The following is a 20,278-nucleotide window of genomic DNA, read 5'->3' as shown; positions in this document are numbered from 1 at the left end:
CAAGCGCTTGGCTAGGAAGGACCGACATGCGTCTCTTCCGTTCCGCATTCGCGATTCTCTGCGTGGTCATGGGCATCATGCCCTTGGCCGCTGCCCAGACCAATCTCGCGACGGGCAAGCCAGTCTTCGCCACCGGTCCCACCTACCCCGGCTATCCGGCCTCCAATCTCACCGATGGCACGGCAGAGACCTTCGCGCACCCGAACCTGCCTTCAAACACCCTCGGCTTCTACTTCCAGATCGACCTCGGGGCGACGCAGGAGCTGGAGCGGATCGTCCTCACCGGCCGCGGCGACGGCTGCTGCGTCGAGCGCCTGAGCCGTTATCAGGTCGAGCTGCGTGCCGACAACAACGGCCAGCCAGGCGCGGTCAATTGGATGGGGATCATGCGCTCCGATGGCAGCCATCCGCCGGTCGGCGGCAGCGATACCATCCTGCCCGCCGATGGCAGCGGCAGCTTCGCCGGACGCTTCCTGCGGATCGTCAATGTCAGCGATGATCAGTTCAACCCGCAGATCGCCGAGGTGGCGGCCTATGGCACACCGGGGCCCAAGATCCGCTACTTCGGTGCCAGTGCGGGCAACATCAGCGCCACTGGCAATCCAGGCCTGCCGACACAGACCACGCTGTCGTGGATCGTGGATAACACCACCAGCCTCTCCATCTCACCTACGGTGGGCGTCGTACCTGGTCCCTCGGGCAGCTTCATCGTGGCACCCGCCACGGCGACCACCTACACGCTGACCGCCACCCGCGGCGCGGCTTCCGTCCAGAGCACGGCGACCATCGGCGTCGACGCCTTCTTCACGCCGCCGCGCATCAACGAGATCGCGGCCTCGAACGACGGCTCCTTTGAAGACGAGAATGGCGAGGACTCCGACTGGATCGAGATCCGCAATCCCAACACCTATTCGCTCAACCTCAAAGGCGCCCACCTCACCGACCGCAGCAACCAGCCGCAGCGCTGGACCTTCCCCGATGCGATGGTCCCCCCGAACGGCTATCTCGTTGTCTTCGCCTCCAGCAAGGATCGCGCCGAAAAAGGCAGCGAACTCCACACCAACTTCTCGCTCTCGGACGAAGGCGAATACCTTGGCCTGAATGCTCCCGGCGGATCGCCGGCCTGGTCGGAATTCGCACCCTCCTTCCCCGCGCAGAAGGAAGGCGTCGGCTACGGCTATCCCGGCAGTGGGCCGCTCGGCTACCTCACACCGGCGACACCCGGCGCGGCTAATCCCGCCACCGCCAAGACCGGCTTCGTCGCCGAGCCGGTCTTCAGCAAGCGCCGCGGCTTCTACAGCAGTGCCCAGGGCGTGACCCTGAGCTGCGCGACCGCGGGCGCGACGATCCGCTACACCACCAACGGTACGCAGCCCACCGAGAGCAACGGCAGCACCTTCACCACGCCGCTCAGCCTCTCTAACACCACCATCCTGCGCGCCGCCGCCTTCGCGCCGAACTTCGTGCCCTCGCGCGTGGAGACGAACACCTACATCTTCCCCGCGGGCGTCATTGCGAGCAGCGTGATGCGGACTTCGATCACGCAAAACCCGACCTACGGCCCGGAGATGAGTGCTGCGTTGCTCGATCTGCCGAGCATGTCGCTGGTCGCCCCGGGCCCGCTCGACGGTGACATCGAGACCGCAGCCTCGATCGAGTTCCTCGATCCCGCCCTCACCACCAATGGCGGGCTGCCCACCATCGTCGCACCGGCTGCGAATGCCGGCGTGAAGTACTTCGGCGGGGCTTTCACCGACTTCGAGAAGAAGAACTTCCGCCTCGCCTTCCGCGGCATCTATGGCGATGGCAAGCTCAACGGCAACCTCTTCCCCGACCGCAAGGATGGCTGGCTGCCCGCGGATTCCTTCGACTCGATCGAGCTGCGCAGCGGCTCGCACGACATGTGGATGCGCGGCTTCTATCTCTCGAATCCCTTCACCGATGACATCGTCGGCGAGATGGGCAGCATGCAGGCCCACGGCCGGATGGTGCACCTCTACCTGAATGGCGTGTACCACGGCGTCTATCACCTCCGCGAACGCTGGGGCGCGGCGATGGCGTCCAGCTATCTCGGCGGCGACAAGGCCGACTACGAGTCGATCAACGGCAACCTCAACGTCGGCGGCTGGGCCGAAGGTTCCTTCTACGATGGCGATGGCACGGCCTGGGAGCGGATCAAGGCGATGCGCAGCGACTACCCCTCAATCGCCAAATACGTCGATGTCGACAACTACCTCGACTACATGATCATGTGGATGTTCGGGAATGCGGAGAACGAGTATCGCACCACCGGGCCATGGCGCGAGGACGGCGGCAGCGGCTTCAAGTTCATGCTGAACGATGCCGACGGCTGGCTCTCCGTGAATGAGAGCAACCAGGTCGCCGCGTGGGATGGCAGCCAGAACAACACCGCCCGCGCCGGCAGCATCCCCGGCCGCGACAATGGCGACGGACCCGCCAGCCTCCTCTCCGCCTGGCTGCAGAGCGGCGGCAACGATTTCAAGATCCGCTTCGCCGACCGCATCCATCGTCATCTCGGTCCGGGCGGTGCGTTGAGCCCGGAACGCAATGCCGCGCGTCTAACAACGATGGCGAATGCCTTTGCGCGCCCGCACCTCGCCGAGTCCGCGCGCTGGAACTTCCGCACGCCCGATGGCTGGAACGGAGCCCGCGACGTGTGCCTGAACCAGTGGCTGCCCACCCGCACTCAGACGGTGCTCACGCAGTTCCGCAATGCCGGCTTCGTCCCGAATACTTCGGCACCTGCGCTGACCCCCACATCCGGTCTTCTTGCATCCGGCAGCGTCTCGCTCAGTGGCACCGCCACGATCTTCTACACCAAGGATGGCAGCGATCCGCGCTTGCCGGGAGGTGCTCAGAATCCCACTGCCCTAGCAGCAATCAGCGGCAGCAGCATCGCCATCACCAAACCCACCCGCCTCAAGCTGCGCTCGCGAGCTGCGGGCGGCGAATGGTCCGCCCTCACGGAAGCCTTCTTCCTCCCGCCCGGCGGCAATGCCTTACCCGCAGGCTCCGTGCTTGCCACCGAGCTCAACTACCAGCCCACCGGCGAGGGCAATGGCGAATTCATCGAACTGGCCAACATCTCCACCCAAGCCGTGAACCTCCGCGGCGCCAGTTTCAGCTCCGGCATCCAGTTCGCCTTCTCCTCATGGCGCGACACCATCCTCGAGCCCGGCCAACGCCTCGTGCTCGCGGACAGTGACTTCTCCTTCCGCGGACTCCACGGCTGGGATGAGCCGATCGCCGGCGTGTATCGCGGCAACCTCAGCAACGATGGCGAAGAGCTCACCCTCAACGACGCCTCCGGCTCTCCCGTTCTGGATTTCAGCTACGATGCCGCCTGGTCCGAGCAAGCCAGCGGCGGGGGAAAGACCCTTATCCTCCTGCCGCCCCGCCCCGGCATGGATCTCTCCGCGGCCGCCTCGTGGGCCACCAGCCTGACAACCGGAGGAGAGCCCAACACCAGCGAGTGGCAAACCTTCAGCGGCAGCGCCAGCGACTTCACCCACTATGCCTTGGCCGGCAGCGGCCCCTTGCATCTACCGGAAATGATCCAAGCTCCCGAGGGACCGGTGGTCCGGATCTTCCGCAACGTGCTAGCCGCGGATGCCGACGTGGAGATCGAGACATCCACAGATTTAGCGCAATGGGGCGCGTTGACTGGAGCAAGCCTGTTAGAAGAAGAAACCATCCAAGGAATCCGCCGCCAGGATTGGTTACTCCCAGCGAACTCACGCGCGAGGTTCGTCCGCCTGAAGGTAACGCCGCGATAAGCCCAAACCAACCGTAGGCGCGTTCGTAAGAACGCGGAAGCAAGGGAAGAGCCGTCATCCTCCGACAGCTCTTCAGAACCCTTCCGCAGCGTCACCACCGCGCCTACACAAGAGGGATCACCTCTTCGCATTCATCAACTCCTCGATCTCCTCCGCCTCGATCGGGATATCCGCCATCAAGTCAAAGTTCGACTTCTTCCCGATCAGCACATCGTTCTCGATCCGGATGCCAAGGCCTTCTTCACGGATATAAATCCCCGGCTCAATGGTAAACACCATCCCCTCCGCAAAGGGCTCATGCGGCGGCGCCACATCATGCACGTCCAGGCCCATGTGGTGCGAAGTACCATGCATGAAGTACTTCTTCACCAGCGCCTTGTCCGGACCTTGCTCCTTCGCTTCCTTCGCACCGATCAGGCCGAGACTCACCAACTCCGCCTCCATCAGCTCCACCACCGCCTTCTGATACTCCAGCGGCGTGTTGCCCGGGCGCAAAATCTCATTCGCACCGCGGAACACCCGCAGCACCGAGTTGTAAACGTCGCGCTGGCGATCCGTGAAACGTCCATTCACCGGGATCGTCCTCGTCAAATCCGAAGCCCAGCCGGCATACTCCGCAGCCACGTCGAGCAAGAGCATGTCGCCATCCTGGCAGACCTTGTCGTTCTCCACATAGTGCAGCACACAGGCGTTCTTGCCGCTGCCGATGATCGGCCCGTAAGCAAAGCCACGCGAACCGCGCCGCACGAACTCGTGCAGCAGCTCGGCCTCCACTTCCCACTCGCCCACGCCCGGCTTCACGAAGCCGAGCAGACGACGGAAGCCCGCCTCAGTGATCTTGCAGGCCTTCTGGATGATATCGACTTCCACCGGATCCTTGGTGATCCGCAAGCGGTGCATCAGCGGAGCCAGGCGCTCGTAGTGGTGCAGCGGATAGCGCGACTGGCACTTCTTGATGAAACGGTCATTCGCCGTCTCCACCACAGTGGTCGCACGCAGGTGCTCGTTCGTCGCCAGATAGATATGGTCCGCCTGTGGCACCAGCCGATGTATCCAAGACTCGAAGGACTGGAACCACTCGATCCGCTCGACGCCGGTGTTCGCCTTCGCCTGATCCTTGTCGAGCTTCTCGCCCTCCCAGATCGCGATATGCTCGCTGGTCTCCTTCACGAAGAGGATCTCGCGCTCCTTCGGGTCCTTCGCGTCCGGCATCAACACCAGCACGGTGTCTTCCTGATCCACCCCGGTGAGGTAGAAGAGATCCGCGTTCTGCTTGAAGGCCATCGAGCCGTCCGCATTGGTCGGATAGATGTCATTCGCCAGGACGATGACGATGCTATTCGGCTTGAGAAGGGCGCGGAGTTTGTCGCGGTTACGGACGAAAAGCTGCGGATCGATGGGCTCGTAGCGCATGAGGCCCACTCCAGCGGATGCCCCGGCGGGCCGCAACGCCATTCAGAGGCCCCGCCGAAATCTTGGCAAAAGCTGCGGAATCGGCGGGAAGCCCGGTCAACGGATCTCCAGCCGCACAATCCGGCCCCGGCGGATCTCAAAGCAGTACTCCAACTCGATCGGGCTACCGGGGAAGATCCCCGCAACCAGCACGGTCACGATGGTACTCTTCCCGTCATCCGCCACATACTGCGGCACCACCCGGGGAGAATACTTGGCCGTGGTCTCCTCGATCCAGCCGCGGATCGCCGCCGGTCCCCGATACTCCTCATCCTCATCACGGACCACCGCCTCCTCGGCGAAGCAGGCCGCGCCCTCCTCCGCATTCCCCTCATTCGCGGCGCGGAAGTAATCGGGCAGTGGTTCGGGAAGGTGCATGGCGCGCAGGGAACCTATGATCGATCAGCCACCCCGCCAGTTCAGTTTCTGCCGCAGCGCCGCATAAAAGGAATGCCCCGGCAGCCGCAGCAGGTTCAGCGCATGCGCCCCCTTGCGGACCCGGATCCGGTCGCCGTGGTGGATCGTGATGATCTCGCGGCCATCGACTGTGAAAAGCATCGGTGCCTCATCGGCATTCTCCGGGGCCAGTTCGACTTCGGCATCATCCCCGATGATCAGCGAGCGCTGGCTCAGGGTGTGCGGGCAGATCGGCGTGATCACAAAGACCGCCGCCGCCGGGCTGATCAGCGGACCACCGGCCGAAAGCGAATAGGCAGTCGAACCCGTGGGCGTGGAGACGATCAAGCCGTCCGCCCGGTAGTGGTTCAGCAACTCGCCATCGACATAAGCGGAAAGCGAAACGAGCCGGCCGGTCTGGCCGCGGGCCAGCACCACCTCATTGAGCGCATGGAAGTCCCGCTCACTGCCATCCGCCGAAGTCACCGTCGCAGTCACCAAAGTCCGTCGGCTGGTCTTGTAGTTCCCGGAAATCAGCGCTTCCGCGAAGATATCGACCTCGTCGTCGGTGCAACTGGTTAGAAAGCCAAGGGTGCCGATATTGACCCCGGCGATCACCTTGGCACTGGCACCCAGCTTGGCCACCGCATTGAGCATCGTCCCGTCCCCGCCCAGCACCGCCACCACATCGCAAGCTTCGGCCAAACCCGGGCCATCGAGCCCATCCGGCAGCCCGCAGAAGGTCGCGGCCTCATGATCCAGATGAACGGTCATCCCCCGCGCCGTCAGGACCCCCAACAACCGCTCGATGGTCGCCTTGGCTCCCGGCTTCCCGGTATTGGCGATGATCCCAACCTTCATGACCGCCCTTCTAACGGCTGATGCCGCTGCGCGCAAGAGGCGTCGGCGCGGGAAAGCTGGCATCTCGCGGACCACCCGGCCTCGGCCCAAGGGTCAATTACCCGTTTCTTCGTCCTCGTCGCCTCCAGAGTAGATATCCAATTCCAATTCGATCCCCCGCTCACCGAGCGCGGCCAGCGATTTCGCCGACAGCGACATCCCCTCGTTGGTGACACCCAGGAACAGCCCGCAGAAGAGATCCATCGGGTATTTCTCACCAAGGGTCCGCCAAACCGCCGGATCGCCCGTCGCTTGACTCAAGATTTCTTCAATCTGGCCGTCCAGATCTTCAGGCGACCGCTCCGAGGCCTCGATACTCCACATCCCCGCCTTGGCGATCCTGACGCGCCCGCCAACCTCGCCACCGAGCTTCTCGCCCTTCCGCGTGGTGTAGGTCGGAGTCACGCCAAGCAGCCGGGTAATCTCACCGGGATCGAGGTCCTCACCATGAATGCGCAGGCACGCTGCTGATCTTTCTACCTGAGCCATGAAGATTTCGCCGCTTTCGATAGGACTCGCACCTACCCCAGCCAAGCTAGGAACTCCCGGTTCCCGTCCGTCCCGGTGATCGGCGAGTCGATCAGCCCCTTCCACTCCCGCTCCAGTTCCTCGGTCACGAATTTCCGGATCTTCTCCACCGCCCGGTCATGAAGTGCGGGGTCGCGGACGATTCCCCCCTTTCCGATATCCTCCCGCTCCAGCTCAAACTGCGGCTTGATCAGGCACACCACCGAACCGCCCTCCTCCAGCACCGTGAAAGCAGCGGGCAGGATCTTGGTCAGCGAGATGAAGGACAGGTCCATCACGATCAGGCGGACCTTCTCCCCGATCTCCTTCTCGCTCAGGCCCCGGGCATTGAACTGCTCCTTCACCACCACCCGCGGGTCGATCCGCAGCTTGTAGACCAGTTGGTTCGTCCCCACGTCCACCGCGTGGACCTTCGCCGCGCCGTGCTGGAGCAGGCAATCCGTGAAGCCACCGGTCGAGGCCCCCACGTCCATGCAGGTCCAGCCCTCCGGCACGATCCCGAAGGCCGCCAGCGCGCCCTCCATCTTCAGCCCGCCGCGGCCGACATACTTCGGCTTCTCCTTGATTTCCAAGGGCGCATCCTCCGGAAACTTGGTGCTCGGCTTGTCCACCACCCGGTCCCCGCTCTTCACTTCCCCGGCCAAAATCAGGCGCTTGGCCAGCTCCCGGGATTCGCACAGGCCGCGGGCGACCAAGAGGGCATCGACTCGCTCCTTCTTCATTCTGCCAGCGAGTAGGAAGCCGCCGCCCGGTCCGGGCAAGGCCGGAATCCCTTCAAACCCCTCGCCACTCGCTACTTGCTACCGGCTACTTCTTCCCTTTTCCTCCCGCGCGTGACCCGCCACCGCACCGACGATCTCCGCATTTCAGGCCTCAACCCTCTGATCTCACCGGCGATCCTGAACTATTTCCTGCCGGTGAGCGAGGAAGCTTCCGAGCTGGTGGCCGCCGCCCGCGCCCAGTGCGATGCCATTCTAAAGGGCGAGGACGACCGCCTGCTGGTCATCGTCGGCCCCTGCTCGATCCACGACCCCGAAGCCGCCCTCGAATACGGTCGCCTGATCAAGGCCGAGGCCGAGCGCCTGAAGGAAGACCTCTTCGTGGTCATGCGGGTCTACTTCGAGAAACCGCGCACCACCGTCGGCTGGAAAGGCCTGATCAACGACCCGAAACTCGACGACTCCTTCGACATCAACCACGGCCTGCGCGTCGCCCGCGGCCTGCTGCTGGACCTCGCCAACATGGGGGTCCCCTCCGCCACCGAGTTCCTCGACACCATTTCCCCGCAGTACATCGCGGACCTGATCGCTTGGGGTGCCATCGGCGCCCGCACCACCGAGAGCCAAGTCCACCGCGAACTCGCCTCCGGCCTTTCCATGCCGGTCGGCTTCAAGAACGGCACCGGCGGCTCGATCCAGATCGCCCTCGACGCGATCCAATCCTCCTCGCGCCCGCACCATTTTCTCTCCGTCACCAAGCAGGGCGTCTCGGCGATCGTTTCCACCACCGGCAACGACTCCTGCCACATCATCCTCCGCGGCGGAAAGTCCGGCACCAATTACGAGAAGCCGCAAATCGACGAGGTCGAGAAGATGCTACGCGAGCAAAAGCTGCCGCCGCACGTGATGATCGATTGCTCACACGGCAACTCGCTCAAGGACTACCGCAACCAGCCACTGGTCGCCAACGCCCTCGCCAACCAGATCGAAGACGGGTCCAAGACGATCGTCGCAGCCATGGTCGAATCGAACCTGGTGGAAGGGAACCAGAAGCTCGTGCCGGACCTTAGCAAGCTCACCCACGGCCAATCTGTCACGGACGCCTGCATCAACTGGGATGATACCGTGAAGGTGCTCGACCGTTTTGCTGAAGCGGTCCGCAAGCGCCGCCGTAACTGAAGCCGTTTCCACTGCTAGCTACAGCAGCACAGATTCTGCCCGCCGTCCTCCATCTGCTCGGCCTCCGGCCGCTGCCAGTAGGAATACTGGGGCGTCCAGTTGTCCTCCCCGAAGCCACCTAGCGAGAGCATCTGCCAGATCGAGCAGAACTCATCGCCGGGGCCGAAAACCGCGGAGTTCTTGCGCAGGATCTTCCCGCCCTCGCGCTGGTAGCAGACGATCCCCGGGTAGTTCGCCTCACCCGGCATGACGCTTTGCTCCAAGGCATAGGCCCCGCCGCCGTGGGAGGCCATACGGAAACGCCAGCCCCGCGAATGGGCGAAGCGCTGCTGGAGCTCAGGCGAATCCTTGGATAGCAGGACCACCGAGAAGCGGTCTTCCAAGTGCGGGAGAAAGCCATTCAAGCCATCCGCCCAGAGGGTGCAGTAGCGGCAGCCCTGCCCCATGTTGTGGATCGCGAACAGGATCTCTTTTCCGGCAAACAAAGAGGAGAGCGTCACCGGTCCGGCGAGGCTCTCCAGGGTATAGTCCGGCACTTCCGTGGCCGGGGCCGCCTTGCGGAGTTCGGCAAGCTTCCGCCCGAGTTCCTGTATCTGCTGCTCCAGCGCTTGGATTTCTTCACCCATGATCCGGGTGTAAGCCCTGCACCGGAGCCGCGTCAATCCCGCGAGGCGCGGGCGACGAGATCACTTCCCTTCTTCCTTCTTCTCAGCCGGGGCCGGGGCACCGTCGTTGATGGTCTTCAGGAGGGACTCGGTGATGTCCGTGGCGTCCTTGGTGTAGAGAAGGATCGGCACTTGCGAGGTGCTGGTGCCGGTCTTGTCGAGAACGTAGTCGTAGCCCTCGGACTCCGCGTGCTTCTGGACCTTGCCGCGGATTTCCTCGAGGATCTCCTTCATCTGCAAAAGCATCTGCTCCTTCACCGCGCGGTCCTTGCGCTTGAGGAATTCTTCCATCTCGGTCCGCAGGCTCTGGTACTCCTGGTTCTTCACCTGGGTGGAGTTCTGCAACTCGCGGCGCTTGGCATCCGCCAGCGAGGGGTCCTCACTCTGCTTCTTGAGGCTCATGATCTCCTTCTCAAGATCGCCCAGCTTGGTGATGCGGCCTTCCTGCTCCTTTTTCACACGCTCGACATCGCCTTGGATGGTGTCGCGGGTTTCCTTGGTCTTGTGGTAGGCTTGGAAGAGCGCCTGCATGTCCACGGTGGCAACCTTCAAGCGGCCCTGCTGGGCAGTAGCGATTCCGCCGAAAGAGACGGCGAGGGCGAGGAAGGGGACAAGCAGTCGTTTCATGGTTTCCGTGCGGACGATGCCGATGGGTAGCACCGGGCAAAGCGGATGGGAAACCCTTTTCGCTGGCAGCTTCGCCCACGCCCGGGCCGGTAAATTCTAGGTAAACCAAGCCGAGCACTCTTGCCCGGCGGCAAAAAGTCCGGCAATCGTGACCTGTTATGAAAGCCATCACCGCACTTTTACTCTTGGCGGGGCCGGTTTCCGCCTACGAGCTCCACGAGTGGGGCACCTTCACCACCGTGTCCGGCTCCGACGGAGTGCTGCTGACCGGCTTGGAGCGGGAAGAAGCCGCCCTGCCGATTTTCGCCCACTCCCACCTCGGCTTGGAGAACGGCAATGTTTCCATGAGCAACGGCTTCGGGAAGGGCATGAGCCGCCCGGTCGCCGGAGTCACGGTCAAGATGGAGACCCCCGTGATCTATTTCCACTCCGACAAGGCCTTCGACGCCACGGTCAAGGTGGGCTTCGAGGGCGGGACCATCAGCCAGTGGTATCCCGAGCGCAGCGGCGGGGAGGTGCTGCCTGCTATTCCTGATTCTTCGGACGGGTTCACGCCTGCCCAGTGGATGGAGCGCATCCGCGTCGATTTTTCCAAGGGTTGGAAGGGCTCGATCGAATGGAAGGCCCGGGTCCTCTCCCCCGCCGAATCCAAGGACGCGATTCTCTTCAAACCGGGCCAAACCCAACACTGGGTGCAGCCACGGGTGCCCGAGGCAAACGTCGTCCAGACACCCAACGGCGAGAAGGAGGGCTTCCTCTTCTACCGCGGCATCGGGAATTTCGACCCCGGCCTGAAAATCACCGTCGGCAACGACGACACCATCAAGCTCTCGAACAACACCGGCAGTGCGATCCCCTTCGTTTTCGTTTATGAGAAGCAGCTCGGTTCCTACACCCGCTGGCGGACCCTGAAAAACGGGGTGGATGCCGGAGCGGCCGCCGAGGTGAAGATGACCGACTTCACCGTCCGCAACAGCGACATGAACAAGCCGGACGCTGCGGAACTCTTCGGCCACGGGGAATTCAACGAAGCGGTCTACCGCGACATGGTCGCCGGCCTGAAATCCACCGGACTGCTGGAAAGCGAGGCCCGGGCGATGGTGGAAACCTGGTGGACCAGCTACTTCGGCGCCAATGGCCTGCGGGTCTTCTGGGTGGTGCCTGAAGCCAAGACTGCCCAGATCCTGCCCTTGGAAGTCACTCCCGCCCCGGAAAAGCAGGTGCGGGTGATCGTCGGCCGCAGCGAGGTCCTGCGCCCCTCCAAGGAACAGGGATACTTGACCATGTCCAAGAGCACCGAGGAGCAGCAGGCCCTGACATGGCAAAGCCTGGTGAGCACGGATCGCTTCGGCATGGCCTACAAAAAGCGCGTCGAAGCGCTGGCCGCAGGTTCCACGGAACGGAAGGCGACGGCTGCAACCCGCTGATAGCCTAGCTTTTTTCCTTTTCCGCAAGGGCCGGCAGCAGGTCCTTGCGGATCAAGGAAAGGGAGCGACGGCGAATCTTCTCCTGCTTGCGGTGGAGCACCTTCCAAGCGGCCTTGGCTGTTGCTTGGGTAAAGCCGTGCTCGTTGAGCCAGAGGGAGAGGACCTCGAGGTCGTTCTCGTCGCCCAAATTCCCGGCCAGCTTTTCGGTCTCGTCCTGACCCGGCAGATGGAGATCGGGAGCCACCAGCGACATCCCGCCCAGCCAAGCCTTGGCCGCCTTGCGGCATTCGTGGAAGTCCTCGTTCTTCACCCGCTGCAGAGCCTGCTTGAGACGTTTCTTGAGGCGGCGCTTGAGTTGGTGGGACCCTTTCAAGGCCCTTTCTGCCAGCTCTTCCTCGGAAAAGGCCAAGAGCCGGGCTTTCACTTGGGCCACGGCGGCCAAGGACCAGTCGATCACACCTTGGGGAGGACGACGGGCCGAGGACTCAGCCGCCAATTCCAACATTCCGGAAATCGCGGTCTCAATGGCACCGATGGCGGGCGATTCCACGCCGAGGCCCTTCCAGGTCTTGGCGCGGACTGCGGCATCCCGGGCACCGCCGAGCATACGGCCGATCACCGCGATCCAGCGCAGGCAGGGCTTGGCCTCCCCGATTACCGCTAGGCCGCCGCGCAGGCGTTTGCCCAGCTTGCGCAACTGGTGGATCTCATCCGCGACCCGGCCGTGGGAATCCCGCAGCCCGTGGAGGCGCCGTTCCATTTCCTCACACGCGCCAACCAAGGCCGTGCGGGCTCCCATGAAGGGGATAAGGGAGTCGGAATCGCCGTCTTGGGACATGGAACCAAAGATCCTAGCAGCCCCGACGGGCTTGTCAGGCAATCTCTGGTGACACTTTTACTGTTAGAACGAAACGCTGCTGAACCAGCGGGCGACCTCCACTGCCTCGTCGTCGCCGTGCTCGGCGACCAGCCGATAGTGGCCCTTGCGCCCGTCCGAGGCCTTGAGCGTGAAGCCCTCCGTGCTGAAATAGGCCCCGTCCGCACCACCGGAGGCGGATTCCTGGAACCAGCGGACTTTCTCGTCGAGGATCGTGACCTCACGCCATTCCTGCTTCTTCTGGTAGCCGGTCAGGGTGTCGCGGACCATGTGCTCGCCGGAAAGCAAGGGGGGCTGCGAGAGGCGCGGCAGGGGGGCCGCCATGCCGTGGATCATCAGGCGGGTGAATGGCTGCTTGGGGTCCGCGTAGGTCAGGAGGTAGCCGCCTTGGCCGTCGCGCTTGATTTTGGGAGATCCCCAGACCTGCTCCAGGCCCTTCGCGCGAAGGACCGGCACGGTCACGCCGAGCAGGTCGGCACTCTCGTTCAGGGTCTCGGACCGGGCACTGGTCGCCTTTTGCCAAGCGTCGCTGCCACCGTTGCCACAACTGGCGAGGGCGAAGAGGCAGGAAGTCAGGCCGAGCGGTTTCCAGAGCTTGCGAAGCATGCCCCACGCATAGCTGCAAGTTGCCTCCTGCCAAGGCGGGGCTTCGCGTTTCCGCAAAAATCCCGGCTGGTCAGCCCGTATGACGGGGGCTAGAAAACGCAGCCTTTCCACGCCTAACAATGCGCAAGCTCATCACCAATGTCCGGGTCGTCTCTCCCGACCTCGATCTGCCGCAAGCCGCCGTCCTGATCGAGGACGGCAAGATCTCCGCCGTGATCGAGGGCAACAACCTGCCCAGCTCGGCCGAAAGGATCGACGGCGAGGGCAGGATCCTGATGCCGGGCTTCATCGACATCCACAGCCATGGCGCGGACGGCTGCGACGTTTGCGATGACACGCTGGAGGCTCTCGAACACATCGGCCGCCGCAAGCTGGAGGAGGGCGTGACCACCTGGCTACCGACCACTCTGACGCAGCCGAAGGAGCGGCTGAAGTCGATCGCGGGCAAGATCGCGAAGTTCAAGGCGGACGACAAATTCACCCGCTGTCCGGGCATGCACGTCGAGGGCCCCTTCATCAACAAGGAGCGCGCCGGTGCCCAGAATCCGCAATTCGTGCGCGCGCCGGACTACGCGGAGGTGGAGGACCTGCACGCGATCGTACCGGCGACCATTCTTTCGCTGGCTCCAGAAATGCCGGGGGCGCTGAACCTGATCGAAGGCTGCCGGGCACTGGGAATCACCTGCTCGGCCGCCCACACCTCCGCCACTGCCGCGCAGGTTTTCGCAGCCGCCGATCTGGGCCTAACCCACCTGACACACTACGGCAATGCGATGACGCCGCTCCACCACCGCGAGATCGGGGTAATCGGCGCGGGCATGATCGATGAGCGCCTGATGGTGGAATTGATCACCGACGGGATCCACCTTTCCCCTGACATGATCCGGCTGGTCTTCACGACCATTCCGATCGACCGCCTGATGATGATCACGGACTCCATGGCCGCATCTTGGATGGGCAATGGCGAGACCTCTCTCGGCGGCCTGGCCGTGGTGGTGCAGGACGGGGTGGCCCGACTGAAGGAAGGCGGGGCACTGGCTGGCTCCGCGCTGAAGGCCAACGAGGGCCTGCGGAATCTGGTGGAAATCACCGGCCTCCCCCTGAGCGAACTCGTGAAGGTGACCGGCTGGAACCAAGCCCGCTCACTGGGCTTCAAGAACGTGGGCAAAATCGTCCACGGCTTCCTCGCCGACCTCGTGCTCCTCAACGCTGACTTCAGCGTGGCGAAGACCTTCGTAGGCGGAGTGGAAAGGTAAGGCTTCCGGGAGGAAATTTCGTGCCTCTGGGCGGCGTCCAGCCGTCACGCGAACCCATGTATCCTGTCGGAACATGGTATGGGCTTCACGGAATCTTCATCCGGTTTTGCATGGATTTTGCAGACAAAGGCTGGCGGCTGAGGCACTGAGTTAGTGCGTTATCAGCCGCCAATCTCCATGAGCACCGTCCATACCCCACTCTCGCAGACGACGGAATACTTGCAGGCGATCCGGCAACGGGTCGGGACCATCGTCGTCGGTCAGGACGTGGTGGTGGAGCGCATGCTGATCGCGCTGCTGACCAGCGGCCACCTACTGCTGGAAGGGATGCCGGGCCTGGCAAAGACGCTGCTGGTAAACACGCTGGCGCGGGCAATGCACCTGAACTTCCGGCGCATTCAGTTCACCATCGACCTTTTGCCCTCGGACATCTTGGGCTCGGAGATCCTGGATGAGCGCAGCGGCGGCTTCCGGACGCACCAAGGGCCGGTCTTCACCAACCTCTTGCTGGCGGACGAAATCAACCGGGCAGCACCGAAGGTGCAGGGCGCGCTGCTGGAGGCGATGCAGGAACGCAAGGTCACGATCGGCAGCCAGACCTACGGCCTGCCGGTGCCCTTCGTGGTGATCGCGACGCAGAACCCGATCGAACAGAGCGGCACCTTCGAACTGCCGGAAGCGCAGCTCGACCGCTTCATGCTCTGCCACCGGCTCGGCTACCCGACCCCCGGCGAAGAGGAGGAGATCTTGCGCCGCAACCTGAAGCTCGGCGTGAAGCGCGAGGGAGCCGGTGCCGTGGTCCGCACCGAGTTCGACATGATCAAGGAAGAGGCGATCGGCAGCGAAACGGATCTGGTCGCGGCGATGGAAGCGGCGAACCACATCCACGTCAGCGATGTCTTCCTCAAGCATGTGGTCGATGTGGTGGAGCGCAGCCGCAAGCATCCGGAGCTGGAGCTTGGCTGCTCACCGCGTGCGGGGATTTCGCTGCTGAAGGCATCGCGAGCGCGGGCGCTGCTGCACGGCCGTGACTATGTGGTGCCGGAAGATCTCTTTGCCTTGGCGGAGGATGTGATGCTGCACCGCATCCGGCTGACTTACGAGGCGTTGGCAGAAGGGCGGACCGCAAAGGCGGTGCTGCGCGGCATCCTTGAGGAGTCGGTGTCGTGAGGCGATGGAGGCGTTTGTCTTTTAACCGCGAAAGAGCGCGAAATTTAACAGCCTAACAGCCGTGAATCCATCTGCCTTTTCCTGCCCTCAAATTTCGCGGCATTTCGCGTTTTTCGCGGTTTGAAATTTCTTCCCAATGGAATCCACCCTCCAGAACTGCGAACCTCTCGATAGTCGGCAATTCATGCTGGCGGTGAAGCGGCTGGCGGACAGCTTGAGCTACGGCACGGATCGCAGTCCTTTCCTAGGGCAAGGCATCGAGTACGTGCAGTCGCGGCGCTATGAGCCGGGCGACCCTGTGAAGTCGATCGACTGGCGGGTGACCGCGCGCACGGGCAAGGCGCATGTGAAGCAATTCGAGACGCCGAAGCAGATGCCGGTGTGGCTGGTGGTGGATACCTCGGCCTCGATGGCGCTGGCCTCTCATCCGCCGGGAAAATACGGGCTGGCCTTGCAGGTCGCAGGGGGGCTTGCCTTGGCTTGCTTGGACCGGGTGAGTCCTGTGGGTGTGCTCGGCGCGGGGGGACGCGATCTGCGGATCCAGCCGAGTCTTTCGCGCGATGTCTTGCTGCAATGGCTGCATGCACTGCGGACTTATCGCTTCGACGAGCCGACCACTCTTGGCCAACGTCTGCTGGCGCTGGAGCCGAGCCTGACACAGCGCTCGCTGCTGGTCGTGCTGAGCGATTTCCACGATCCGGATGCCTTGTCCGCGCTCAAGGTGATCGGGGCACGGCACGACTGCATTTGCCTGATCTTCCGCGATCCGGCGGAGGACCACTTGTCCGGCGCGGGTCTATTCCGCGGCCGCGAGGTGGAGTCGGGCCGTGAAGTGGTGACGCACGGCAAGAAGCTGCTCTCCACCACCGAGGAGCTGGAAGCCGCGCTCAAGAAAGCCTCGCTCGATCACTTTCTGATTCGCCCTGGCCAACCTTTCCTCGGCCGCCTCCGCCACTTCCTCCGCGCCCGCGGCGGAGTCTCCCGCCGCAACCGCCAATGATCCGCATCATCGCCATCGGCTTTCTGTTAGTGTCCGGCAGCATGTATGCCGCGGATGAAGTCGTGCCGACCCAACGCGTCGGCCAGCCGCTGAAGGTCACGGAAATCTACATCCCCGGCGGCGAGGTGAAGGCCAAGCCAAGGCGTGACCGCCAGCCGCCGCTGATGGTCGGCATTCTGGAGGTGAAGCCCGCCAAGGACGGCAGCCGCTACGATATCGAGGTGCAGGGACTGGAAGCGGGGAAATACAATCTGGCCGACTTTCTGGAAGCTCCGGAGGGCAGCACCTTGCCCGCCATCCCGCTGGAAATCACCGGCGAGCTGCCGCCGGGACTGGTCCGTCCACACGAGAATGAGGCAGGAGAACTTCCGAAACTCGGCGGCTATCGTACGACGATGATCGTACTTGCTTCGCTCTGGGTCGTGGGACTGGGCGGAATTCTTCTTTGGAAAAAGAAGCTGCCAGTCGCGGACGGCGATGCCACGGCGGCAAATGCCTCACTGGCCGAACGCCTGCGCCCGTTGGTGGGTGCTGCGTCCAAAGGTGAACTCTCCGCCGATGAGCGTGCCCGCCTCGAACGCCTGGTCATCGGCCACTGGCGCGAAAAGCGCGAGGACATCGCCTCACTGCCACCGGCGCAGGCCATGGTGAAGCTCCGCACCGACCCCGAGGCAGCACCACTGGTCCTGGCATTGGAGCGCTGGCTGCACGCCCCTGCGAATACCACTTCGACCACGGACATCGAGCAATTGCTTGCCCCTTATGCCAGCTGAATGGCTGCCACCTACAAACTACCGGCCTTTCGAATTAACCGCGAAAAACGCGAAATGACGCGAAATCCAAAGACAGAAAACCGTCTGATCGCAGAGCCCTGCGGGGAATGCGCGTTGCCGTTCATTGCATTTCAGATTTCGCGATTTTCGCGCTATTTCGCGGTCAAAATCTATCTCCCGCCGACCCGGGTATCTTCGACACACGAATGACTTTCGCCCACCCATGGTTGCTCGCGTTGCTCCTGCTCCCGCTGGGGTTGGCGGTGTTTCTATGGAAGCGCGGCGGACGCCGGGTGCCGCTGCCCTTCGACCACCAACCGCTGCCGCGCGCCCGCCTGATCAGCTTCCTGCTGCGCACTGCCGATCTCCTGCCCACGCTGCTGCTAATGATTGCGATCGCGATCCTCGCAGGACCACGGCGCTTTGAGCAGCCGCGCAGCGAGCGGGAACTGACCAATATTCTCTTCTGCCTCGATATTTCGGGCTCGATGATGTCACCCTTTGGCTCGACCACCCGCTACGATGCCGCGATGGGGGCGGTGAATGATTTCATCTCCTTCCGGAAGGGCGATGCCTTCGGTCTGATGGTTTTCGGCAGCAACGTGCTGAACTGGGTGCCGCTGACCAGCGACCCCTCCGCATTCAAGTGCGCGCCACCTTTCCTGCGTCCGGAGATGCTGCCACGGATCGGCGGCGGCACGATGATTGGAATGGCCTTGCACGAGGCGGAGAAATCCCTGCTCTCCGCCAATTCCGGCGACCGTATGATCGTGCTCTTCACCGACGGCGAGAGCTTCGACTTGAACGACGGCAATGATGTGAAGATCGCGCAGAGCCTGAAGGCCAACGGCATCAAGCTCTACGACGTCCACGTGGCCGAAGGAGGTGTGCCTGACTCGGTCGCCGTGATCGCCTCGATCACCGGGGGCGAGGTCTTCAATGCCGGCGATCCCGCCGCGCTGAAGGCGATCTTCGCCAAGATCGATGAAATGCAGAAGGCTCCCATGAAACGGGTCACGCCTGATCCCATCGACTTCTTCCAGCCCTTCGCCATCGCCGCCCTCAGCATCGGCGGGCTCTATCTTCTTACCCTTTTCGGATTGAGACACACGCCATGGTGACCACCACTCCGCTGCTGCTGGCTGCTGCCGCATTCGTGCTCTCTGCGGGCGCGGAGTGGATTCATACCGCGCGGGTGCGCAGCGTGGCCGCCTTGGCCTTCGGGCCGGGAAAGAAAGCGGGGCTACCGGGGCAGCTCGCACCTTTCATTCGCGTGGCGGCTTTGACGATGTTGACTTGGGGCATCGCGACCTTGCTAGTGCTGCCGCCCACCGCGCATCGCTCGGTGGTCAAGGAAGTGGAGCCGAAGGAACGCCAGCACTTGCTGCTGGTGCTGGATGTCTCCCCTAGCATGCGCCTCCGAGATGCTGGCGCTGGCGGCAAGGAGAGCCGGATGTCCCGCGCACGGGCAATCGTGGAATCGATCATCGCCCGCACCGCCCATGACAAGCTGCACACCACGGTGGTCGCGGTTTACAACGGCGCCCGGCCGGTGGTCGAAGAGACCCGCGATCTGGAGATCCTCCACAACCTGATGGATGATCTGCCGATGCACCAAGCCTTCGAGCCGGGGAAGACCAAGCTGCTTGAAGGCCTCAGCGAAGCCGCGGAGATTGCGAAGAAGTGGCCGCGTGGCTCGGCGACCCTGGTGTTGATCAGCGATGGCGACTCGGTACCCGCAAGCGGCATGCCGAAGATGCCACCAGCGGTCGGAGGCGTGCTCGTCGCCGGCGTAGGCGATCCCGTGAAGGGGACTTTCATCGACGGCCACCACTCGCGGCAGGATGGCTCCACGCTGCGCCAGATCGCGACGCGCTTGGGTGGGGAGTATCACGATGGCAATGCCAAGCTGGTGCCGACCGCGATGCTCCAGCGACTCGGCACCCTCGTGACGGACCGCGCGACAAAGCTACCCGGGCAGCGTGAGTTGGCGATGCTGCTGACTACCCTCGGTGCCACGCTGCTGGCCGGACTGCCCCTGCTCCTCCATTTCGCCGGCTCGCGCTGGCAGCCCGGCCCGAAGCGCGTGCCAACTACGATTTCCCGTCCGACTCAACTCACTGCTTCCATTCCCTGATAAATCCGTACATGTTCCAACTTCATTCAAAGCCATGAAAATTCTCGTCCTCACCTTGTGGTGCCTGGTTCCGGTCGGCCTGCTGGCTTACCACTACGGACCCGGCCAAGAGAAGATGGTGCTTGATGACGCCGCCGTCTTACTCGACGGAGCGAAGACCCAGGCGACCGCTGGCGACTGGAAAGCCGCGATCACCGGCTACGAAGATACCCTGGCGAAGCTGCCGAAGGACCGCGTCACGGAATCCCGGCGCATCCGCCTCGAACTTGCCAAGGCGCGCATGGAAGCCCAGCAGCTTCCGAAGGCGCGCGAGGAACTCTCCGCGCTTTCCGATGAACTCGCGCAGGATCCGAATGCGCCTGCCGGGCTCCGCGATGAGACTCTCGCCACGCTGGCCAGCTCGCGCTTCTACATGACCTATCTCATGAAGCTGGAAGGACTGCCCGACAGCGAGTGGGAATCTGAGATCGAAGCCGCGCGCCAAGAGCAGAAGCTGCTGACCCAACGGGCCAGCGAGTCCGGCGACAACACGGCCGCCAAGAAGCACGCCGACGATCTGGAAGCCTCGATCAAGCTCGCCCGCATGACCCCGGAAGAGCTCTACGGCAAGGCGATCCCGAAGCAGTGCAGCGGCTGCTGCTCCGGCAAGTGCGCCTCGAACAAGCCCGGCAAGAAGCCAGCTCAGAAGGCGAAGGACGGCCGCGGTGCCGGTGCCGGCGCACCGCTGGATGGAGAAGGCTCCTGAGCCTTTTCGCACGCCTACGCTCCA

General features: G+C 63.3%; 19 protein-coding genes. 10 read left to right on the top strand and 9 right to left on the bottom strand.

Annotated features, from left to right (window positions below; translation table 11 throughout):
• The first annotated feature begins 26 nt into the window (after positions 1 to 26).
• Positions 27 to 3,797, top strand: a complete 3,771-nt coding sequence (locus BV071_RS22565) for a lamin tail domain-containing protein (RefSeq protein WP_035612084.1) — start codon at positions 27 to 29, stop codon at positions 3,795 to 3,797.
• Positions 3,798 to 3,914: 117 nt separating this feature from the next.
• Here BV071_RS22565 and BV071_RS22560 read toward each other — a convergent pair whose 3' ends face one another.
• The 5 genes from BV071_RS22560 to BV071_RS22540 form a co-directional block, all read right to left on the bottom strand.
• Entirely contained in the window at positions 3,915 to 5,210 is a 1,296-nt protein-coding gene (locus tag BV071_RS22560) for an aminopeptidase P N-terminal domain-containing protein (protein WP_035612082.1), read from the bottom strand.
• 96 nt (positions 5,211 to 5,306) lie between these two features.
• A complete protein-coding gene (locus BV071_RS22555; RefSeq protein WP_035612080.1) occupies positions 5,307 to 5,627 on the bottom strand; it encodes a nuclear transport factor 2 family protein in 321 nt (106 codons plus the stop codon).
• A gap of 24 nt (positions 5,628 to 5,651) precedes the next feature.
• Positions 5,652 to 6,506, bottom strand: a complete 855-nt coding sequence (locus BV071_RS22550) for an NAD(+)/NADH kinase (protein WP_035612078.1) — start codon at positions 6,504 to 6,506, stop codon at positions 5,652 to 5,654.
• A 93-nt stretch (positions 6,507 to 6,599) separates the two neighbouring features.
• A complete protein-coding gene (locus BV071_RS22545) occupies positions 6,600 to 7,034 on the bottom strand; it encodes a DUF4279 domain-containing protein (RefSeq protein ID WP_035612076.1) in 435 nt (144 codons plus the stop codon).
• Positions 7,035 to 7,066: 32 nt separating this feature from the next.
• The gene (locus BV071_RS22540; RefSeq protein ID WP_035612074.1) at positions 7,067 to 7,795 is read right to left on the bottom strand and encodes a TlyA family RNA methyltransferase; all 729 of its coding nucleotides are present in this window, start codon (positions 7,793 to 7,795) and stop codon (positions 7,067 to 7,069) included.
• A 111-nt stretch (positions 7,796 to 7,906) separates the two neighbouring features.
• Here BV071_RS22540 and BV071_RS22535 point away from each other — a divergent pair, with 111 nt between their 5' ends.
• On the top strand, positions 7,907 to 8,971 hold the full coding sequence (locus tag BV071_RS22535; RefSeq protein ID WP_035612167.1) for a 3-deoxy-7-phosphoheptulonate synthase: 1,065 nt from the start codon (positions 7,907 to 7,909) through the stop codon (positions 8,969 to 8,971).
• Positions 8,972 to 8,985: 14 nt separating this feature from the next.
• Here BV071_RS22535 and BV071_RS22530 read toward each other — a convergent pair whose 3' ends face one another.
• Together BV071_RS22530 and BV071_RS22525 are read right to left on the bottom strand one after the other, a co-directional pair.
• Positions 8,986 to 9,597: a DUF899 family protein gene (locus BV071_RS22530; RefSeq protein ID WP_035612072.1), complete on the bottom strand. Its 612-nt coding sequence runs from the start codon at positions 9,595 to 9,597 to the stop codon at positions 8,986 to 8,988.
• A gap of 60 nt (positions 9,598 to 9,657) precedes the next feature.
• On the bottom strand, positions 9,658 to 10,263 hold the full coding sequence (locus BV071_RS22525; RefSeq protein WP_265594751.1) for an OmpH family outer membrane protein: 606 nt from the start codon (positions 10,261 to 10,263) through the stop codon (positions 9,658 to 9,660).
• Between the two features lie 158 nt (positions 10,264 to 10,421).
• Between BV071_RS22525 and BV071_RS22520 the strand changes: the two genes are divergently transcribed.
• The gene (locus BV071_RS22520; protein ID WP_035612068.1) at positions 10,422 to 11,690 is read left to right on the top strand and encodes a hypothetical protein; all 1,269 of its coding nucleotides are present in this window, start codon (positions 10,422 to 10,424) and stop codon (positions 11,688 to 11,690) included.
• A gap of 4 nt (positions 11,691 to 11,694) precedes the next feature.
• On the opposite strand, the gene BV071_RS22515 is transcribed toward BV071_RS22520, so the two are convergent.
• Positions 11,695 to 12,528, bottom strand: a complete 834-nt coding sequence (locus BV071_RS22515; protein ID WP_081886168.1) for a CHAD domain-containing protein — start codon at positions 12,526 to 12,528, stop codon at positions 11,695 to 11,697.
• 63 nt (positions 12,529 to 12,591) lie between these two features.
• On the bottom strand, positions 12,592 to 13,173 hold the full coding sequence (locus BV071_RS22510; protein ID WP_035612064.1) for a hypothetical protein: 582 nt from the start codon (positions 13,171 to 13,173) through the stop codon (positions 12,592 to 12,594).
• A gap of 119 nt (positions 13,174 to 13,292) precedes the next feature.
• Here BV071_RS22510 and nagA point away from each other — a divergent pair, with 119 nt between their 5' ends.
• The 7 genes from nagA to BV071_RS22475 all read left to right on the top strand — a co-directional run bounded on the left by nagA (position 13,293) and on the right by BV071_RS22475 (position 20,254).
• Positions 13,293 to 14,429, top strand: a complete 1,137-nt coding sequence (gene nagA, locus BV071_RS22505; protein WP_035612063.1) for an N-acetylglucosamine-6-phosphate deacetylase — start codon at positions 13,293 to 13,295, stop codon at positions 14,427 to 14,429.
• A gap of 177 nt (positions 14,430 to 14,606) precedes the next feature.
• Positions 14,607 to 15,599: a MoxR family ATPase gene (locus BV071_RS22500; RefSeq protein WP_035612061.1), complete on the top strand. Its 993-nt coding sequence runs from the start codon at positions 14,607 to 14,609 to the stop codon at positions 15,597 to 15,599.
• A 136-nt stretch (positions 15,600 to 15,735) separates the two neighbouring features.
• Entirely contained in the window at positions 15,736 to 16,599 is an 864-nt protein-coding gene (locus tag BV071_RS22495) for a DUF58 domain-containing protein (protein WP_035612060.1), read from the top strand.
• Positions 16,596 to 17,372 (top strand): hypothetical protein, encoded by a 777-nt coding sequence (locus BV071_RS22490; protein WP_035612059.1) that lies wholly within the window; start codon positions 16,596 to 16,598, stop codon positions 17,370 to 17,372. Before BV071_RS22495 ends, BV071_RS22490 begins: the two co-directional genes overlap by 4 nt.
• Positions 17,373 to 17,578: 206 nt before the next feature.
• Positions 17,579 to 18,493 (top strand): VWA domain-containing protein, encoded by a 915-nt coding sequence (locus BV071_RS22485; RefSeq protein ID WP_035612058.1) that lies wholly within the window; start codon positions 17,579 to 17,581, stop codon positions 18,491 to 18,493.
• Positions 18,487 to 19,509: a VWA domain-containing protein gene (locus BV071_RS22480; protein ID WP_035612057.1), complete on the top strand. Its 1,023-nt coding sequence runs from the start codon at positions 18,487 to 18,489 to the stop codon at positions 19,507 to 19,509. Before BV071_RS22485 ends, BV071_RS22480 begins: the two co-directional genes overlap by 7 nt.
• 34 nt (positions 19,510 to 19,543) lie before the next feature.
• Complete coding sequence (locus BV071_RS22475) at positions 19,544 to 20,254, top strand: hypothetical protein (protein ID WP_052573754.1); 711 nt, start codon at positions 19,544 to 19,546, stop codon at positions 20,252 to 20,254.
• The last annotated feature ends 24 nt before the right edge of the window (positions 20,255 to 20,278 follow it).

Source organism: Haloferula sp. BvORR071 (genome assembly GCF_000739615.1).
Classification (GTDB): Bacteria; Verrucomicrobiota; Verrucomicrobiia; order Verrucomicrobiales; family Akkermansiaceae; genus Haloferula.
This window is presented reverse-complemented; position numbering and strand designations above follow the sequence as displayed.

What these genes read in the sequence shown, in the direction of transcription:
- BV071_RS22525 (WP_265594751.1), bottom strand. Translation starts at nt 10,263, where the DNA reads ATGAAACGACTGCTTGTCCCCTTCCTCGCCCTCGCCGTCTCTTTCGGC.
- BV071_RS22520 (WP_035612068.1), top strand. Translation starts at nt 10,422, where the DNA reads ATGAAAGCCATCACCGCACTTTTACTCTTGGCGGGGCCGGTTTCCGCC.
- BV071_RS22500 (WP_035612061.1), top strand. Translation starts at nt 14,607, where the DNA reads ATGAGCACCGTCCATACCCCACTCTCGCAGACGACGGAATACTTGCAG.
- BV071_RS22490 (WP_035612059.1), top strand. Translation starts at nt 16,596, where the DNA reads ATGATCCGCATCATCGCCATCGGCTTTCTGTTAGTGTCCGGCAGCATG.
- BV071_RS22550 (WP_035612078.1), bottom strand. Translation starts at nt 6,506, where the DNA reads ATGAAGGTTGGGATCATCGCCAATACCGGGAAGCCGGGAGCCAAGGCG.
- nagA (WP_035612063.1), top strand. Translation starts at nt 13,293, where the DNA reads ATGCGCAAGCTCATCACCAATGTCCGGGTCGTCTCTCCCGACCTCGAT.
- BV071_RS22475 (WP_052573754.1), top strand. Translation starts at nt 19,544, where the DNA reads ATGAAAATTCTCGTCCTCACCTTGTGGTGCCTGGTTCCGGTCGGCCTG.
- BV071_RS22510 (WP_035612064.1), bottom strand. Translation starts at nt 13,173, where the DNA reads ATGCTTCGCAAGCTCTGGAAACCGCTCGGCCTGACTTCCTGCCTCTTC.
- BV071_RS22515 (WP_081886168.1), bottom strand. Translation starts at nt 12,528, where the DNA reads ATGTCCCAAGACGGCGATTCCGACTCCCTTATCCCCTTCATGGGAGCC.
- BV071_RS22540 (WP_035612074.1), bottom strand. Translation starts at nt 7,795, where the DNA reads ATGAAGAAGGAGCGAGTCGATGCCCTCTTGGTCGCCCGCGGCCTGTGC.
- BV071_RS22555 (WP_035612080.1), bottom strand. Translation starts at nt 5,627, where the DNA reads ATGCACCTTCCCGAACCACTGCCCGATTACTTCCGCGCCGCGAATGAG.
- BV071_RS22560 (WP_035612082.1), bottom strand. Translation starts at nt 5,210, where the DNA reads ATGCGCTACGAGCCCATCGATCCGCAGCTTTTCGTCCGTAACCGCGAC.
- BV071_RS22485 (WP_035612058.1), top strand. Translation starts at nt 17,579, where the DNA reads ATGACTTTCGCCCACCCATGGTTGCTCGCGTTGCTCCTGCTCCCGCTG.
- BV071_RS22565 (WP_035612084.1), top strand. Translation starts at nt 27, where the DNA reads ATGCGTCTCTTCCGTTCCGCATTCGCGATTCTCTGCGTGGTCATGGGC.
- BV071_RS22545 (WP_035612076.1), bottom strand. Translation starts at nt 7,034, where the DNA reads ATGGCTCAGGTAGAAAGATCAGCAGCGTGCCTGCGCATTCATGGTGAG.
- BV071_RS22495 (WP_035612060.1), top strand. Translation starts at nt 15,736, where the DNA reads ATGGAATCCACCCTCCAGAACTGCGAACCTCTCGATAGTCGGCAATTC.
- BV071_RS22530 (WP_035612072.1), bottom strand. Translation starts at nt 9,597, where the DNA reads ATGGGTGAAGAAATCCAAGCGCTGGAGCAGCAGATACAGGAACTCGGG.
- BV071_RS22480 (WP_035612057.1), top strand. Translation starts at nt 18,487, where the DNA reads ATGGTGACCACCACTCCGCTGCTGCTGGCTGCTGCCGCATTCGTGCTC.